We start from the raw sequence: 16,534 nt of genomic DNA, 5'->3' as shown, positions 1-16,534 counted from the left end.
ATCACTTTCACTCTGTGTCGAAATCCCGACATAAACTGGGTCTTTGAGGTAATGGACATTCCGTCCGCACTGGTGCGCTCAGTCGGTGAGTGGCCCGAATTCGGGGAGCACCGTGCCGTGCCGCACGACCCCGGACAGGCCTGGCAGTTCGGTCGGCGCCGACCAGGTGCGGAACCCGTCGTAGCTGTCGCTGAAGTAGTACCGGCCGTCGGCGTAGGCGTCGAGGTAGATGCGATGGCCGCCGCCGGGGAGGGGGACCACCGACTGTCCTTCGCGTGGACCGCCCCACCCGGCCCAGTCGCCCCTGGCCACGAAAGTGTAGGGGCCGAGCGGACGATCGGCGACGGCCAGCTCGACCAGCTTGGAGTCCTCGTTCTTCGCGAACGCGAAAAGTCGCCCGTCCAGTCGTTGCAGTGTGGTGTCGATATAGCCCAGCGAGCCGGGCCCGCTCGGACCGAGACCCGCCAGCGGCAACGGCGGCGCCCACGTCGTGAGTCCGGCATCGAGGGGGATCAGTAGATGTGGGGTGAAACCGCGACCCCAGGTGAGCGAGACGATGATCCCGACTCGGCCCGCGGCGTCGGCATACCACTCCGGCGCCCACGCACCCTCCAGCCGTCCCGGCACGAGGATCGGGACGTTGGCGAGGAACGTCCAGCTGATCCGGTCTCGACTGCGTGCCAAGCCGATCGCGGTGGCGTCACCGGCGATCGTATAGGTGAGGTAATAGGCGCCGTCGGTGTGCGCCAGCACGCTGGGGTCGCGAACGAGGCCGGTGGGTGGGGTGAACGCGTGCGTGCTGACCGGAACGAAATCGGTACCGTCGCTGGATTCGTACACCGCGAGCGTGGTGTCGTTGTCGGCGCGAAAAGCCGTCATCGTGTAGCGGATCGGGGTGCGTGGCGGGTCGATGCCGACGCCGGGGCCGAGCGAGGATTGTGCCCTGGCCTTTCCACCGGCGAGCAGTGGCAGCCCGGCGAGCAGCGCGAGTGCGGATCGTCGGCCCACGGTTATCGCCATGGCCGATGATTATCCGGTCGAATCCCGCGGCGGCAGGGGAGACTCGCCGATCAGCGGGTGACAACGACCGGTTCGGCGTCCCCGTCGACCGCGGTGGGGTCCACCGGCAATCGGGCGTCGACGATCAGCCCGATCAGGCCGAGCGAGAGGCAGATCGCCGAGACGGTGATCGCGATCGGGTGTGTATCGCCGGCCAGCGATCCGGCGAGCACCACCGTCGCGATCGTGCCGGGCGCCGAACCGATCACTGTCGCGGCGAGGTAGGGCCGGACCCGCACCGAGGACAGGCCGCAGCAGTAATTGACGATCGAGAACGGCGCCAGCGGGATCAGCCGCAGCGCGGCGACCGCGAGCCAACCACGGTGGGCCAGCCGCGCGTCGATCGCCCGCACCGCGGGGTGGGTGAGGTGGTCGGCGACCCGTTCGCGGCCCAGCGCGCGTACCCCGAGCAGTGCCACGGTCGCGCTCACCGCCGTGGCGGCCATGGCGATGACCGAACCGAGGACCGGGCCGAACAGCACGCCGCTGGTCACGGTGAGCACGGTGCGCGGAACGGGGGCGACGGCGAGCACCGCATAGAAGAGGAAGAACAGCACCGGTAACAGCGGCCCGGCGTCACCGGCCCAGTCGCGGATCAGCTGCGGGCCCGGCAACGGAACCATCATCGCGACCACGAACAGCGTGGCGAGCCCGGCCATGGCGATGAGCAGGCGCGGCGAGCGGATCAGTCGGGACACCCGGGTCAGCGTACCGGCCGGTAGGGGATGGGCCGAGTGGGTGGACACCCTGTCACAGATAGCATCATGAGCAACCGGATACATCCTGGTTCGCGGTTGGCCCGTTTGTGGGATTTCACGGACCTCCCAGCACACCGGGGTGTGGTCGTCGAATGGAAGAGAGAACAGCAGCTATGCCGATTGGTTCAGAGTCCGGGGCGGGGCTCGCTCCGGATCCGGTGCCCGAGTACGCCGCGTGGCGCAAGGGCGTGGCGGGTGTGCTGGCGAAAGCGCGACGGGTCGAGGCTTCCGAGCTCCCCGCCGAACCGGAACATCTGCTCGACGAGACCACCTATGACGGGCTCACGATCGCCCCGCTCTACACCCGCCGCGACGAGCTGCCCGAGCAGCCGCTGCCCGGATCCTTCCCGTATGTGCGCGGTGGCGACGCCACCCGCGACCCGCAGCGCGGCTGGTTCGTCGGCGCGTTCGCCGGTGCGGGCGACGCCGAAGCGACCAACCGGGCGATCCTGACCGGCCTGGAGAACGGCGTCAGCGCGATCGCGCTCGGCGTCGGCACCCACGGCGTGGCCGTCGACGACATCGCCGTCGCCCTGCGCGGCATGCTGTTCGAGCTGGCCCCGCTGACGCTGGTGGCCGGTGCGGCCACCAGCACCGCTGCCGAGCGGGTGTTCGACGTGCTCGACGGGTACTCGATCGCCGAGCGCGCGCAGGTCCGGGTCGGCCTCGGCGCCGCCCCACTGACCAGTGCCTTCGCCGGCGCCGAAGACCTCGACCAGGCCGAGACCGTGGCACTGGCCGTGCGCGCGATCGCCCGGCCCGAGACCGTCCGCGCCATCACGGTGGACGGCATCGCCTTCCACAACGCCGGTGCCGCCGACGCACAGGAAGTGGGCGCCGCCGTCGCGGCGGGTCTGGCCTACCTGCGCCTGCTGACCAACGCCGGCGTCGACATCGCCGACGCGTTCGGTCAGCTCGAATTCCGCTTCGCCGCGACCGACGACCAGTTCGCCACCATCGTGAAATTCCGGGCGGCCCGGCGCCTGTGGGCCCGAGTGGCCCAGGTCGCCGGTGCGCCCGCCTTCGGCGCCGCGCCGCAGCACGCGATCACCTCGGCCGCCATGATGACCCAGCGCGACCCCTGGGTGAACCTGCTGCGCACCACGCTCGCCGCGTTCGGCGCCGGCGTCGGCGGTGCCGATTCGGTGACCGTGCTGCCCTTCGACGCGGCTCTGCCCGCGGGCGAACTCGGCGTGTCCACCACGTTCTCCCAGCGACTGGCTCGCAACACCCAGCTGCTGCTGCTCGAGGAATCCCGGCTCGGGCACGTGCAGGACCCGGCCGCCGGTTCCTGGTACGTCGACAAGCTGACCGACGAACTCGCCGCCAAGGCATGGGAATTCATGCAGGAGCTCGAGACGGCGGGCGGCTATCTCGCCGCGCTCGATGCCGGGGTGCTCGCGGCCCGGATCGCCGAGACCGCCGCCACGCGCGCCGCTGACGTCGCCCATCGCCGGACCGCGGTCACCGGCGTCAACGAGTTCCCCAACCTCGCCGAGACCCCGCTGTCGGAGCAGGCCCGCGAACCCGGCCCGAACGCACGGTACGGCGCGGCTTTCGAAGCGCTGCGCAACCGCTCCGATGCCTACCTCGCGGCCAACGGCGCCCGCCCGAAGGCGTTGATCGTGCCGCTCGGCTCGGTCGCCGAACACAACGCGCGCACCATCTTCACCGCGAACGTGCTCGCCTCGGGCGGCATCGAATCGGTGAACCCCGGTCCGCTCACGGTCGACGCGATCACTGCCGCCGCCACCGAATCCGGTGCGCGCATCGCGGTGCTGTGTGGTGCCGACAAGCGCTACGGCGAACAGGCGGGCGCCGCCACCGACGCCCTGCGGGCCGCCGGAGTCGAGACCGTGCTGCTGGCCGGAGCGGAGAAGTCGGTCGAGCAATACAGTGGGACGCAGCGTCCCGACGGGTATCTGGCCCTGCGCATCGACGCGGTGGCGGTCCTGTCTCAGCTGCTGGAGAAGGTGGGAGCCTGATGACCACATCCGATATCGAGCACATCATCGGCAGTTTCGCCGAGGTGCCGCTCGCCGACCACGCGCCTGCGTCGGCCGATGTCGACGCCGAGCAGATCAGCGCGTTCGTGGCCGAAGCGGCGACGGCGAACCACACCACGCCCGAGCAGCTGGTCTGGTCGACCCCGGAGGGCATCGACGTGCCGCCGGTGTTCACCAAGGCCGACCGGGATGCTGTTGTCGCGCAGGGCTATCCGCTCGACACAGTACCCGGCGTCGCGCCGTTCCTTCGCGGCCCGTACCCGACCATGTACGTGAATCAGCCGTGGACCATCCGCCAGTACGCGGGCTTCTCCACCGCCGCCGATTCCAACGCCTTCTACCGCCGCAACCTGCAGGCGGGTCAGAAGGGGCTCTCGGTCGCCTTCGACCTCGCCACCCACCGTGGCTACGACTCCGACCACCCTCGCGTCCAGGGTGACGTCGGCATGGCCGGTGTCGCGATCGACTCGATCCTGGACATGCGTCAGCTCTTCGACCAGATCCCCCTGGATCAGGTGTCGGTGTCGATGACCATGAACGGCGCGGTGCTGCCGATCCTGGCGCTCTACGTCGTCGCCGCCGAAGAACAGGGTGTCACGCCCGAGCAGTTGGCCGGAACCATTCAGAACGACATTCTGAAAGAGTTCATGGTCCGCAACACCTACATCTACCCGCCCAAGCCCTCGATGCGGATCATCTCCGACATCTTCGCCTTCACCAGCGCGAAGATGCCGAAGTTCAACTCGATCTCCATCTCCGGCTACCACATCCAAGAGGCCGGTGCGACAGCCGATCTGGAGCTGGCCTACACCCTCGCCGACGGGGTGGAGTACATCCGGGCCGGGATCGCCGCGGGCATGGATGTCGACAAGTTCGCGCCGCGCCTGTCGTTCTTCTGGGCCATCGGGATGAACTTCTTCATGGAGGTCGCCAAGCTGCGCGCGGGGCGTCTGCTGTGGAGCGAGCTGGTGTCGAAGTTCGAACCCAAGAGCGCGAAATCGCTGTCGCTGCGGACACATTCGCAGACCTCGGGCTGGTCGCTGACCGCGCAGGACGCCTACAACAATGTGGCGCGCACCTGCATCGAGGCGATGGCCGCCACCCAGGGGCACACCCAGTCGCTGCACACCAACGCGCTCGACGAAGCCCTGGCCCTGCCGACGGATTTCTCCGCCCGCATCGCCCGCAACACCCAGCTGCTCATCCAGCAGGAGTCCAACACCACCCGCCCGATCGACCCGTGGGGCGGTTCGTACTACGTCGAGTGGCTCACCCATCAGCTCGCCGAGCGGGCGCGCGCCCACATCGCCGAGGTCGAGGCGCACGGCGGGATGGCACAGGCGATCTCGGAGGGCATTCCGAAGCTGCGCATCGAAGAGGCCGCCGCGCGGACCCAGGCGCGCATCGACACCGGGCAGCAGCCGGTGATCGGCGTCAACAAGTACCAGGTGGAAGAGGACCACGCGGTCGAGGTTCTCAAGGTCGAGAACTCGCGGGTGCGTGCCGAGCAGATCGAGAAGCTGGAACGTCTTCGCGCTGAACGTGATTCGGTCGCCGTGGAGCAGGCATTGGCCGAATTGACCCGTGCGGCAGCATCGTCGGAGGGCGGCGCGGAGAACAATCTTCTCGCCCTGGCCATCGACGCGGCGCGCGCCAAGGCCACCGTCGGTGAGATCTCCGACGCGCTGGAGAAGGTGTACGGCCGCCATCAGGCCGAAATCCGTACGCTGTCCGGTGTGTACCGTGACGAAGCAGGCAAGGCATCCAACATCGGCGCCGCCATCGCGCTGGTCGAGGAGTTCGGCGAGGCCGAGGGGCGTCGTCCCCGCATCCTGGTCGCCAAGATGGGTCAGGACGGACACGACCGTGGCCAGAAGGTGATCGCGACCGCGTTCGCCGACCTGGGCATGGACGTCGATGTGGGCCCGCTGTTCCAGACGCCCGAAGAGGTGGCGCGCCAGGCGGCCGACAACGACGTGCACATCGTCGGTGTGTCCTCGCTGGCCGCCGGTCACCTCACGCTGGTGCCCGCGCTGCGACAGGCGCTGGCCGAGGTGGGTCGTCCCGACATCATGGTCATCGTCGGCGGTGTGATCCCGCCCGGTGACTTCGACGAGCTCTACGAGGCCGGTGCGGCGGCGATCTTCCCGCCCGGCACCGTCATCGCCGACGCGGCCATCGACCTGCTGAAGAAGCTGGGCGCGGCTCTCGGGCACGAGATCGGTGGCGGCACACCGGCATGAGCGACGCCGCACAGCCGGCCGGGGGTGCCGACGCGCACCCTCGGCTCGGGACCACCGCGGGCGTCGGTTCGCCACGCAACGAGGGCCGGACCGCCGTTGGCGTTCGCCGCACGATCGACGTCGACGCGCTCGCCGCGGAGATCCAGGCGGGGCAGCGGTCGGCGCTGGCTCGCGCGATCACACTGGTCGAATCCACCCGTTCCGATCATCGGGAACTCGCGCAGCAGCTGCTGCTGCGGGTAGCCGCGGAACCGGGCGGTGTCGTCTCGAACCGGGTGGGTATCACCGGGGTTCCCGGTGTCGGCAAGTCCACGTTCATCGACGCGCTGGGCATGTACCTGCTCGGCAAGGGGCATCGGGTCGCGGTCCTCGCGGTCGACCCGTCGTCGACCCGCACCGGTGGCTCGATCCTCGGTGACAAGACGCGGATGGCGCGGCTGTCGCTGGAAGCCGACGCGTTCATCCGGCCGTCGCCGACCGCGGGCACGCTCGGTGGCGTGGCCAAGGCGACCCGCGAGACGATCGTGCTCTTGGAAGCCGCCGGATACGACGTGATCCTCGTGGAGACCGTCGGCGTCGGTCAGTCCGAGGTGACCGTCGCGAATATGGTCGACGTGTTCTGCTTTCTCACACTGGCTCGCACCGGAGATCAGTTGCAGGGCATCAAGAAAGGCGTGCTGGAACTCGCCGAGCTGGTGGCGGTCAACAAGGCCGACGGCAAGCACGAGATCGAAGCCAAGGGCGCGGCCCGCGAGCTGGCGGGCGCCCTGCGCCTGATCCACCCGCACGACGCGCTGTGGAAACCGCCGGTACTCACCATGAGTGGCCTGGAAGGTATCGGCCTCGAAAAGTTCTGGGCCACCGTCCTCGACCATCGGCGAGTACTCACCGAGGCAGGCGAGTTCGCGGAGAAGCGTCGCCGCCAGCAGGTCGACTGGACCTGGACCATGGTGCACGACCAGATCCTGCGTCGCCTCACGGACAACCCGAACGTGAAAGAGGTTCGCGCGCGGGTGGAAGCGGACGTTCGTGTGGGATCGCTCACTCCCGCCCTCGCCGCCGAGGCGATTCTGAGCGCCTTCGACGGCGAATAGATGACTGCTGTGTCACTGCGAATTCGCTGGCACAGCCGATAACCGGCCGACCGGAGGCCTTCGCCGACTGTCTACGCAGGTAGGTCGGAATATCGCCCGCAGGATAGTCGACCGATTGTCTATTTGCCAGCTGTTGTCTGGAGGGTTTTTCGGGGACCGTGGAAGGTGGAAGCTGCCCCCCTAGGAGGCACTGATGGCGATCTTCCGCACGGACCGAACGATCGGTAGTGACCGCACTCCCGAACGTGCCACTCTCGGCGACGACGGCCGATGGCGACTCACCTGGCTTCCCGAGTTCGCGCTCACCCGCGAGCAGGCGATCGCTGGCGTCCGCTTGGACGAGATCCTCAGCGATCCCGCTCTGGTCAACGACCGCATGGCCATCGCCGAAGCCACCACCTGCGCCGACCGCATCGGCATCATTCTCGACCAGGCGGTGATTCGCCTGTGGAAGAGCATCATCGGCTCCCTGGCCCTGTGCGCTGTCCTGATGACGAGAATCGGGCCGATGGCGGCGTTCACAACCATCGGATACGGCGGAAGGCGACCACCAGGGCAGCGCAGATGGTGGCCATGACGATCAAAGTGGCCGGATAACCCCAGGTCTGCCGGAGTTCGGGCATGTGATCGAAGTTCATGCCGTAAATGCCGGCGATCATGGTGGGAACGGCCAGGATGGCGATGTAGGCGGAGATCTTGCGCATGTCGGTGTTCTGCTGGACCGCGATCTTGGCCACCGCGGCGCCCACGAGGGTGGTGAGGGTTTCGTCCAGGTCGTTGATGCGTTCGGCGACACCGCTGTGATGGTCGGCGACGTCGCGCAGGTACCGGCGTACTTCCTTGGGCAGGGGAGTGCGCGGCGCGGTGAGGGTCTGCAGTGGGCCGGCGAGCGGGCGCACCGCGCGGCGGAGTTCGACGATCTCGCGTTTGAGCTGGTAGATGGCCTCGATCGGAATATCGCTGCGCGGACTGAAGAGCTCTTCCTCCATCGACTCGACGTCGAACTCGGTCGCCTGGGCGACATCGATGTAGGTGTCGACGACATGATCGGCGATCGCGTGCAGCACCACACCGGGGCCCAGCGCCAGCCGATCGGGGTCGGCCTAGAGTCGACGCCGGACCGCGGTGAGTTCGTTGTGTTCACCGTGGCGGACCGCGACGGCGAAATCGGGGCCGAGGAAAACCATGATCTCGCCGGTCTGCACGATCTCGCTGACGGTGTGCATATCGTGTTCGACGTAGGCGACCGTCCGCATCACCGTCACCATGGTGTCGTCGTAGCGTTCGAACTTCGGGCGCTGCCTGCCGGTGACGGCGTCCTCGACGGCGAGTTCGTGCAACCCGAACGTCGTGGCGATCTCGCCCATCTGGCGCAGGTCCGGTTCGAACAGGCCGATCCACACGAAACCCGTACCGCGCGCACGGATTTCGGTCAGTGCGGTCTCGGGCGTGAACCGGCCCGGCAGGCGCTTGCCGTCGACATAGGCGGCGCAGTCGATGATGGCGCGCGCGGTCGGCACCGAGGGTTGACGAACGTCGACTGCTCGGCGTCTGCTGCGCGACAGGAGCGGGGAATCCGCCACCCGGGCTCCGAGACCGCGCCGGGTCCCGGGGGGAGCGGGTATGACGCGAGGGCTGTCGACCATCGTGCACCTCGCTCTCTTCGATCGTGCCGCAGCATCCCACGGTGGCCGACGCGTTCGCAACCGAAGCGGGGGTTGCGCGAATCCGCCCGGTCGTAAATACTTAGGTATGTGCCTAAGTATTCGAGCGACGAACCGGACGGCGGACTCGACAGCGTCTTTCGGGCATTGGCCGATCCGACTCGTCGCGCGATTGTCGAACGGCTGGCGCGTGGGCCCGCATCGGTGTCGGATCTCGCCGCACCGTTCGAGGTCGCGCTCCCGACGATCGTGCAGCACTTGAAGGCGCTGGAAGCTGGTCGGCTCGTCAGCTCGGCGAAGATCGGCCGTGTGCGCACCTACCAATTGGTGCCGGATGCCTTCGGGACGGCGATCGACTGGCTGCACCGTCAACGTCCGCCGGTGCAACGGCAGGTGGACCGGCTCACGGCACTACTCGTGGAATCAATGAGAAACTCAGAGGGAGAACAACAATGACCGACACGGTGACCCGCTCCATCAACCATGCTCAGTTCACCATCGAACGCGAGGTGCCCGTTGCGCCCGCCGTCGTGTTCCAGGCCTTCGCAGATCCCGCCGTCAAGGCGGAGTGGTTCGGCGGCGAGGAGGGCTGGGAGCAGGGCGAATCCTCGATCGACTTCCGTGTCGGCGGCCGCGAGATCAACGAAGGCACCTTCCATCAGAAGATGACCTCCCGTTTCGTCGCGACCTATACCGACATCATCGACAACGAACGCCTCGTCTACACCTACGACATGTGGGTCAACGGCTCCCATATCTCCACCTCGGTGGCCACCTGGGAGTTCGAGACCACGACTGTCGGCACCAAGCTCACCCTGGTCGAATTCGGCGCGCACCTCGACGGTTTCGACACCGGTGCCCAGCGCGAAGAAGGCACCCTCGGCCTCGTCGATGCTCTGGTTCGCTATCTCGTCGGCCAGGCCTGAGGGTTCACCGCACCATGACAACGCGCGAGTGCCTGCCCGTCGCGCCATCGGGGAACGGGGTCGCTCTCGCGTCGGTCTGCACCGATCCGGTCGCGTCGACCGCGCGGACGCGAAGGGCGTGCGTGCCGGGTGTGGCATCCCAGGTCCAGGTCCACTGGCGCCAGGTATCGAGGGAGTAGGCGGCGGCGAGAGTGGTCGGCTGCCACGGTCCCTCGTCGACCTGGATCTCCACGGCGGCGATGCCACGGCCCTGGGCCCACGCCACCCCCGCCACGGTGACCGGTCCGGCATCGAGGTGGGCGAACGCCGCCGGGACATCGATCCGGGACGCGGTTTTGATGGGTGCCTGCGTGGCCCAGCCTCGTTGGGTCCAATACGCCTGGGCGCGGTCGAATCGGGTGAGCTCCAGGTCGACAACCCATTTGGTGGCCGAGACATAGCCGTAGAGGCCGGGCACGATCATCCGCGCCGGGTAGCCGTGTGCGACAGGCAGCGGTTCTCCGTTCATCGCGACGGCGAGCAGGGCATCGGGGTTGCCGAGTACAGCGGCCGCCGGGGTGCTCGCGGTGAATCCGTCGACACTGCGCGACAGGATCATGTCGGCGTCGGGGGAGGGGCCCGCCTCGGCCAGCAGTTCGGTCAGGCGGTATCCGGTCCACAGCGCGGTTCCGGCGAGATCGCCGCCGACCTCGTTCGAGACACAGGTGAGTGTGATGAGCGACTCCACGGCACGCCGGTTGCTCAAGTCGTCGAAGTCGAGACGGATTTCGCGCTCCACCATGCCGTGGATGCGCAGCCGCCACTGCGCGCGGGTCAGCGAGGGCAGCTGGAGCGCGGTGTCGATGCGATAGAAATCCGTTGCGGGAGTGATGAATCGGGTGAGACCCGGAACGACACGGTCCATCTCGGGGGTGACCGGTGGCACCGGCGCGGCGACCCGGGGCACCACGAATGCCGCACGGTCGCCGGTGATATCGCGTAGACGGGCGCCGATGATCCGTCCCGCCGCGCCCGCGGCGACGGCGCCCGCCGCCACCGCGGTCAGCGCCAGCAGGAAGCCTCGCCGCGTCGGCCCTGCCTGCCGGTCCTCGTCGACGGGCACGAGGAACAGCGCGCACAGTGCCACCATGCCCGCCGCTGATCCGACCACCGCGGGAAGGGCGAACAGCGGTGTGGCGCTGGGGCGCGTCAGTGCCAAGCCTGCGACGGTGAGACCGAGAGCACCCAGTAGACCGGCCGCCCATGCTGGACTGCGACGGGCCACCAGTCCGATGATGGCGGCGGCCACGGCCATGACTGCGGCCATCGTGACGGCCAGCGCCACTTTGTCGTTGGTGCCGAACCAGCGGATCGCGCTGTCCTTCAACCACTTCGGCGTGTGATCGACCACGGTGGCGCCGAGGACGAAGAAGGGGGAGGCGGCCGGTTCGATGAACACGGCAACGAAGTGTCCGACCCCGAGGACCAGCGCGGCGGCGGCCGCGGCGGCGGCGGCCGCCGCGAGTCGGCCCGGATGGCGACGCGTGTAGTTGAAAGGGCGGACCATGCTGTCACTCCTGTGTTTTCGAGTGTCGGCATGGTCCGCCGCAGCGGGTCAGCCGACTGTCATGCTGACGATCGGTGAGGTGGTCGGCCCGGGCGAACCACCGGCGGGTTCGACCGTCACCGCGAGGGTGTCGGCGACATCGACGGTGGTCACGACCGAGGCCGCACCGTCCATCACCGCCACCGATTTCGGCGTGCCCGCGCGTATCAGCCACAGCTGGTACGCCTGATCGCCGGGTAGCGCGGGCATGTCCTGGAACGACACCGCTGCCGCGCCGAGCGACTTCGACTGCGACACCGTCATCGCGCCGCCGCCGGTGACGGCCACCGAGGACTCCTGGCTGTCGGGCTGATCGAGCACCTGCTGTGCGGTGACCGTGTCCGTCGCGTCGTTTCCCCGTTCGATCACCACGCCGATACCGACACCGGCACCGACCGCCACGATCGCCGCGGCGGCAACGGTCAGCCATCGCAGGTGCCACCCTCTGCCGGGCGCGCCGCGCCGTCCGAGCGGATGTGCTCGGGTGTCGTAGCGGTCCAGCGCTCGCATCAGAGCGGATTCGAGTCGTGCCGGTGGCGGGACCGAGTCGAACACGGTCAGGTCCGCCATCGTCTCCTGGATGCGGCGGACGGCGGCCTCGAACTCGGCCACGCGGTCGGGCTCGGCGGCGCCGAGCCACTCCTCGATGGCCTGTCGCTGTGGCGGATCCACCGCGTCGATGGCATAGGGGTATGCCTCGTCCAGCCACGACCAAGGGGTCCGCCGATCGGTCTCGCTCATCGGGTATTCCCTCCGGTCAAACAGTTCTCCAGCCTTTTCAGGCCGTCTTTGATGCGGCTCTTCACCGTCGGCAACGGCACCGCCAAGGTCTCGGAGACCTCCACATAGGTGCGGCCGCCGTAGTACGCCAGCGCCACCGCTTCGCGTTGGAGCTCGGTCATGGTCTGCAAACAGTCCATGACCGACTGCTCGTCGAGCCGCTGGTTCACCTCTTCCGCCACGACGTCGTGGTCGCGGCCGAGATGGGCGTGGCCGAACACGATGTCGCGACGGGTGGCCGACTGTTCGGCTCTGACCCGGTCGACCGCGCGCCGATGGGTCAGCATCATCAGCCAGCCGATCGGGCTGGCCTTGGTCGCGTCGTACTGTCCGGCCAGCGACCAGACCTGAAGGAACACCTCCTGAGCGATGTCCTCGGCGGCGCTGTGGTTGCGGACCACCCGCAGCGCGAGCCCGAACACCCGCGGGCTGGTGGCACGGTAGAATTCGGCGAACGCCGTTCGATCACCGGCCGCGACATCGTCGAGCAGGTCGACCAGCCGCGCTTGGGCGGCGTGGTCACGGCGATCGACCGTCGGGCAGGCCGGAGCGGGGTCGGTGACCGATCGCAGGTTGATCGGTGCGAAGCCGCGCCGGGCCGTCATCGGGTGGTCCCTGCTTGCATCAGCATATGAGGGATTTCGGCCTGCCTTCGGGTTCGGATGGGCGCCGCCGAGAACTTTTTGTGGCGACGCCGGAAAAAGCGCCGTCGCGCTCATCACGCCGCTGGCGGCATGAGCACGCTGTCGATCATGTACACGGTGGCGTTCGCGGTTTTCACGCCGCCGCAGATCACGCTCGCGTCGCCGACCTTCAGTGTGTCACCCGAGCCGGTGACCGTCACGTCGGCGCCCTGGACCGTCTTGTGCGTGCCCGCGATGCTCTGCGGCGGGATCTGGCCCGGCACCACGTGGTAGGTGAGGATCGAGGTGAGCGTCGCCGAGTCGGTCTTCAGCGATTCGATCGTGGCCGGATCGATCTTCGCGAACGCCGCGTCGACGGGCGCGAAGACGGTGAACTGGCCGCCGTTGAGGGTGTCGACGAGATTGACGTCGGGATTGAGTTTGCCCGAGACCGCCGAGACCAGCGTGGTGAGCATCGGGTTGTTGGACGCGGCGACGGCGACCGGCTCCTGGGCCATACCACTGACCGAGCCGGGGCCGGTGGGTACCTGGGCGGCGTACGCGGCGCAGCCGGGCCCGACGAGGTCGGCGGCGGCGGACGCACCGGTGGTCGTCGGCGACGAGGTCATCGGCGCGGACGTCGCGGACGAGGTTGCCGACGTGCTGCTCGAGTCGTCGGAACAGGCAGACAGGCCGAGCGCCGAGCCGAGGAGCATGGCCGCTACGAGAGTTTTCGGCAGGGATCGCATGGTATTTCCATCACTTCCGTCGTGGCGGCGAAGGTGCCGCATGGATGCTGGATGTAACGGAGTTCGGTTGGCTCGGCTGTTCGGACTGCTGTGATGGCCGTGGAAATTTTTTCGGCCACGGCGTCGGTGTCATGGCATCGCGTCGGCCGACCCGCGCGCCACCGAATCCGGGTGCGGCCGCGGCATGGCGGCGAGCACGAGATCCCAGGTGGTGTCCGGAAATTCGTGGCCGATGCCGGTCAGCGCGAGCAGTTCGGCGCCGGGGATCTCGCGGGCCATGGCCACTGCGTTGCCGAACGGAAAGAACGGGTCATCGGTGCCGTGCGCGACGAGCGTCGGCACGGCGATCTCGCCCAGACGTTCCCGCCAGCGTGCGCCGGCCTCGACATAGGCCAGGTTGAGCGTGCTCGCGGCCATGTCGGTGGTGCGCTCGACCATGTGGGTCGCCTGCTGCCGTGCCCGGTGTTCGTCGAATCCGTGTGTGCCCGCGCGTATCCGAGCCTGTGCCACGGCGTAGTCGATCACCGCCGCCCGGTCGGACCAGTCCGGGTGGGGTCGCTCAGTGAAGAAGGTCATGATCCGGTCCGCGTGTTCGGGTAGATCCGGGTCCGCCGGTCCGGGGGCCGTGGGCCGGGTGTTGATCAGGGTCAACGACGACACCCGAGCGGGGTGGTCGAGGGCCGCGAGCTGGCAGATCCAGCCGGCCACCGAGAAACCGACCAGGTGGGCGCACGGAAGTTCGACGACATCCAGTAGCCCGATGAGGTCGGCGACCAGATCACGCAGGCGGTAGCCGGGAGCGCCCGGCGCGGAGACGGTCGACCGGCCGGTGTCGCGGATGTCGTAGCGCAGCACGAATCGGTTCGCGTCGGCGAGCCGGGTGCAGAATCGGTCTTCCCAGAACAGCCTGGAGGTGCTCGGCAGCAGCACCGCCTGCTGCCGCCGATCCCCGAAGGTGCTCACACACAGGTCGACGTCACCGACGGTAACGATGTGCTCCGGCGATTGCGGACCGTGCGGCATGACGACTCCTCTGCGGTTGCCTCTTTCTCGAAGAGACGAAGTCCGCAGCCCGAACTCATCGGTCTAGCTGCCCACGCAGTCGATGAGCGGCGCGGGATACTGCGCCGGGTCGACGGTCGCTCGCCACGGACGGTGAATGCTCGCACCGGGCAGGTGCGCCAGTTCGGGCAGCCACCGTCGCACATAGACGCCGTCGGGGTCGTAGCGGTCGGCTTGACGCAACGGATTGAGCACCCGGTTGGGCCGGGTGTCGGTGCCGGTGCCGGCGACCCACTGCCAGTTGAGCTGATTGTTGGCGAGGTCGGCGTCGACGAGCCAGCGCAGGAAATGCGCCGCGCCGACCCGCCAGTCCTGGTGCAGCGACTTGGCGAGGAAGCTGGCCGCGATCAGCCGTGCCCGTCCCGGCATCCAGCCTTCGGCTCGCAGTTGACGCATGCCCGCATCGACGATCGGGTAGCCGGTCCGCCCGTCGCGCCACGCCGTGACGGCCTGCTCGTCGTCGGGTCCCGCGGTCACCCGCGTGCGGTAGTCCGACCAGGCGGCATCGGGGCGGGCGGCGAGTACCTGGTGGTGGAAGTCGCGCCAGGCCAGTTGCCGGGCGAAGGCGAGTCCGCCGTCGGTCGACGTGTCGACGCGGCGCACGACCTCGGTGGGGGAGACGCACCCGAAGTGGATATACGGGGAGAGCCGGGAGGTGGCGTCGGCGGCGAGATCGTCGTTGTCGTGGGCATAGCCGGTGATCGGTCCGTCGAGCCAGTCGCGCAGCAGCGCACGTCCGGTCGATTCCCCGCCGACGCGCAACTGTGGCGACGGCCGCCCGGAACTGAGATCGGCGGGCTGTGGCAGCGGATCGCTGTGGATCGACGGCATCGACAGCGACCGGGGCGGGGACAGCGGGGTGCGGCGGTGGGCCTCGCTCCAGCGCCGGAAATAGGGGGTGAATACGGCGAAGTGATCGCGACCGGTCGACGGGACGAGCTCGGCGGAAGTGGCTGTGACAGAACCGGAATGGAGGTGCACGACCGTGTCCGGGTTGCGGCGCAACGCCTGCTCGCGCTGTCTGCTGTAGCGGCTGACATCCTCGGCCAGGTGCACGCTCGTGGCACCGGTCTCCTCGATCACCGCGTCGACGACATCGGCCACCGCGCCCCGGCGTACGACGAGCGTGGCGCCCAGCCCACGCAGCTCCTTGTCGAGTTCGGCGAGCGCGGCGGCGAGGAAATACGCGCGATTGGGCGGGCAGCGATCGGGCACGAGTGCCTCGTCGACAACGAACAGCGGTACCACCCGGTCGGCCGCGCGCGCGGCCGCGGTGAGGACCGGATTGTCGTGAACGCGCAGGTCACGGGTGAACAGCGCGATCGCGACGCTCATCGTGCGCAGAGGGGCTGCACACCCTCACGTCCGCCGGTGGTGGGTGAGGTGAGGTAGATACACGGGTCCTGGCCCGCGATTCTGATCGCCTCGTCGATCTGCTGCCAGGTGCTCTCGTCCAGGGCCGGGGTACGGGACAGGACGAAACCGGACAGCCTGCTCGGCGAGGTGACCAGGGCCCACGAGTAGTCCGGGCCGAGCGCGGCCACCAGGTAGTTGGTCGGTCCCTCGCGCCCGTCCTGGCCGGGGACGCCCGGAAAGCTCACGTGCAGTTGGGCGTTGGTGACCGGGTCGTTCACGGTCGCGGTGCCGCGGATCTCGTCGACGCCGCCGTTCCAGGTGCGGCAGCGGTTGTAGACGGCGATGTCGCCGCTCGCGTCGAGGGTGTAGTTCGCGGAGGTGTCGCGTGCGCAGTTGAGGTTGAACGGCTGCGGCACCGCGGCGAGCTGATACCAATCACCGAGATAGCGGTCGAGTTCGAGGTTGGGCACCGGTTCGGGTGGCGCGGCGGCCGCGGTACCGGAGCCCGTCAGACAAAGGCCCGCGGCGATCAGCAGGGCGGTGGTCCACGGGCCGAATCGGGTACGCACAGGAAACTCCTCGCGGTAGTCGGTGTTTCCCCATGCTAGCAGCAATTGATGCATTATTGA

General features: G+C 68.4%; 15 protein-coding genes and 1 pseudogene. 6 read left to right on the top strand and 10 right to left on the bottom strand.

Going from position 1 to position 16,534, the window contains the following annotated elements; all coding sequences use genetic code 11:
* Positions 1-78: 78 nt before the first annotated feature.
* Together NA12_RS03750 and NA12_RS03745 are read right to left on the bottom strand one after the other, a co-directional pair.
* Positions 79-1,020, bottom strand: a complete 942-nt coding sequence (locus NA12_RS03750; protein ID WP_067445940.1) for a glycoside hydrolase family protein — start codon at positions 1,018-1,020, stop codon at positions 79-81.
* A 50-nt stretch (positions 1,021-1,070) separates the two neighbouring features.
* The gene (locus NA12_RS03745) at positions 1,071-1,757 is read right to left on the bottom strand and encodes a TVP38/TMEM64 family protein (RefSeq protein ID WP_174551044.1); all 687 of its coding nucleotides are present in this window, start codon (positions 1,755-1,757) and stop codon (positions 1,071-1,073) included.
* A 173-nt stretch (positions 1,758-1,930) separates the two neighbouring features.
* On the opposite strand from NA12_RS03745, the gene NA12_RS03740 reads away from it, so the two are divergent.
* The 4 genes from NA12_RS03740 to NA12_RS03725 all read left to right on the top strand — a co-directional run bounded on the left by NA12_RS03740 (position 1,931) and on the right by NA12_RS03725 (position 7,737).
* Entirely contained in the window at positions 1,931-3,802 is a 1,872-nt protein-coding gene (locus NA12_RS03740; RefSeq protein ID WP_067445939.1) for a methylmalonyl-CoA mutase family protein, read from the top strand.
* Entirely contained in the window at positions 3,802-6,066 is a 2,265-nt protein-coding gene (scpA, locus tag NA12_RS03735; RefSeq protein WP_067445938.1) for a methylmalonyl-CoA mutase, read from the top strand. Before NA12_RS03740 ends, scpA begins: the two co-directional genes overlap by 1 nt.
* Positions 6,063-7,160 (top strand): methylmalonyl Co-A mutase-associated GTPase MeaB, encoded by a 1,098-nt coding sequence (gene meaB, locus NA12_RS03730; protein WP_084472332.1) that lies wholly within the window; start codon positions 6,063-6,065, stop codon positions 7,158-7,160. The genes scpA and meaB overlap by 4 nt, the downstream gene beginning before the upstream one ends.
* A gap of 193 nt (positions 7,161-7,353) precedes the next feature.
* A complete protein-coding gene (locus NA12_RS03725; RefSeq protein ID WP_067445937.1) occupies positions 7,354-7,737 on the top strand; it encodes a hypothetical protein in 384 nt (127 codons plus the stop codon).
* Here NA12_RS03725 and NA12_RS03720 read toward each other — a convergent pair.
* Positions 7,679-8,743 (bottom strand): annotated as a pseudogene (locus NA12_RS03720) (magnesium and cobalt transport protein CorA). The gene NA12_RS03725 and the pseudogene NA12_RS03720 overlap by 59 nt on opposite strands.
* A gap of 171 nt (positions 8,744-8,914) precedes the next feature.
* Here NA12_RS03720 and NA12_RS03715 point away from each other — a divergent pair.
* Entirely contained in the window at positions 8,915-9,280 is a 366-nt protein-coding gene (locus NA12_RS03715; RefSeq protein WP_067445936.1) for an ArsR/SmtB family transcription factor, read from the top strand.
* The gene (locus NA12_RS03710; protein WP_067445935.1) at positions 9,277-9,750 is read left to right on the top strand and encodes an SRPBCC domain-containing protein; all 474 of its coding nucleotides are present in this window, start codon (positions 9,277-9,279) and stop codon (positions 9,748-9,750) included. Before NA12_RS03715 ends, NA12_RS03710 begins: the two co-directional genes overlap by 4 nt.
* 4 nt (positions 9,751-9,754) lie before the next feature.
* On the opposite strand, the gene NA12_RS03705 is transcribed toward NA12_RS03710, so the two are convergent.
* The 7 genes from NA12_RS03705 to NA12_RS03675 form a co-directional block, all read right to left on the bottom strand.
* Positions 9,755-11,296, bottom strand: a complete 1,542-nt coding sequence (locus NA12_RS03705) for a molybdopterin-dependent oxidoreductase (protein ID WP_084472331.1) — start codon at positions 11,294-11,296, stop codon at positions 9,755-9,757.
* Between the two features lie 48 nt (positions 11,297-11,344).
* Positions 11,345-12,076: an anti-sigma factor gene (locus NA12_RS03700; protein WP_067445932.1), complete on the bottom strand. Its 732-nt coding sequence runs from the start codon at positions 12,074-12,076 to the stop codon at positions 11,345-11,347.
* Positions 12,073-12,720, bottom strand: a complete 648-nt coding sequence (gene sigK, locus NA12_RS03695) for an ECF RNA polymerase sigma factor SigK (protein WP_067445930.1) — start codon at positions 12,718-12,720, stop codon at positions 12,073-12,075. Before sigK ends, NA12_RS03700 begins: the two co-directional genes overlap by 4 nt.
* Before the next feature lie 113 nt (positions 12,721-12,833).
* On the bottom strand, positions 12,834-13,487 hold the full coding sequence (locus tag NA12_RS03690) for a fasciclin domain-containing protein (protein WP_067445928.1): 654 nt from the start codon (positions 13,485-13,487) through the stop codon (positions 12,834-12,836).
* Between the two features lie 129 nt (positions 13,488-13,616).
* Positions 13,617-14,510, bottom strand: a complete 894-nt coding sequence (locus NA12_RS03685) for an alpha/beta fold hydrolase (protein WP_067445926.1) — start codon at positions 14,508-14,510, stop codon at positions 13,617-13,619.
* Positions 14,511-14,573: 63 nt separating this feature from the next.
* Positions 14,574-15,884, bottom strand: a complete 1,311-nt coding sequence (locus tag NA12_RS03680) for a cryptochrome/photolyase family protein (protein ID WP_067445924.1) — start codon at positions 15,882-15,884, stop codon at positions 14,574-14,576.
* Positions 15,881-16,474, bottom strand: coding sequence for a lipocalin family protein (locus tag NA12_RS03675; protein WP_371855972.1), 594 nt, complete (start codon positions 16,472-16,474; stop codon positions 15,881-15,883). Before NA12_RS03675 ends, NA12_RS03680 begins: the two co-directional genes overlap by 4 nt.
* Between the last annotated feature and the right edge of the window lie 60 nt (positions 16,475-16,534).

This window comes from Nocardia alba NBRC 108234, from assembly GCF_001612665.1.
GTDB lineage: Bacteria > Actinomycetota > Actinomycetes > Mycobacteriales > Mycobacteriaceae > Nocardia > Nocardia alba.
Note: the sequence above shows the minus strand (reverse complement) of the source record. Positions and strands in the feature narration are given on the sequence as shown.

Bases quoted from the DNA above. Each gene is read 5' to 3' on its own strand.
- sigK (WP_067445930.1), bottom strand. From the start codon at position 12,720: ATGACGGCCCGGCGCGGCTTCGCACCGATCAACCTGCGATCGGTCACC.
- NA12_RS03750 (WP_067445940.1), bottom strand. From the start codon at position 1,020: ATGGCGATAACCGTGGGCCGACGATCCGCACTCGCGCTGCTCGCCGGG.
- NA12_RS03690 (WP_067445928.1), bottom strand. From the start codon at position 13,487: ATGCGATCCCTGCCGAAAACTCTCGTAGCGGCCATGCTCCTCGGCTCG.
- scpA (WP_067445938.1), top strand. From the start codon at position 3,802: ATGACCACATCCGATATCGAGCACATCATCGGCAGTTTCGCCGAGGTG.
- meaB (WP_084472332.1), top strand. From the start codon at position 6,063: ATGAGCGACGCCGCACAGCCGGCCGGGGGTGCCGACGCGCACCCTCGG.
- NA12_RS03700 (WP_067445932.1), bottom strand. From the start codon at position 12,076: ATGAGCGAGACCGATCGGCGGACCCCTTGGTCGTGGCTGGACGAGGCA.
- NA12_RS03740 (WP_067445939.1), top strand. From the start codon at position 1,931: ATGCCGATTGGTTCAGAGTCCGGGGCGGGGCTCGCTCCGGATCCGGTG.
- NA12_RS03685 (WP_067445926.1), bottom strand. From the start codon at position 14,510: ATGCCGCACGGTCCGCAATCGCCGGAGCACATCGTTACCGTCGGTGAC.
- NA12_RS03680 (WP_067445924.1), bottom strand. From the start codon at position 15,884: ATGAGCGTCGCGATCGCGCTGTTCACCCGTGACCTGCGCGTTCACGAC.
- NA12_RS03710 (WP_067445935.1), top strand. From the start codon at position 9,277: ATGACCGACACGGTGACCCGCTCCATCAACCATGCTCAGTTCACCATC.
- NA12_RS03725 (WP_067445937.1), top strand. From the start codon at position 7,354: ATGGCGATCTTCCGCACGGACCGAACGATCGGTAGTGACCGCACTCCC.
- NA12_RS03705 (WP_084472331.1), bottom strand. From the start codon at position 11,296: ATGGTCCGCCCTTTCAACTACACGCGTCGCCATCCGGGCCGACTCGCG.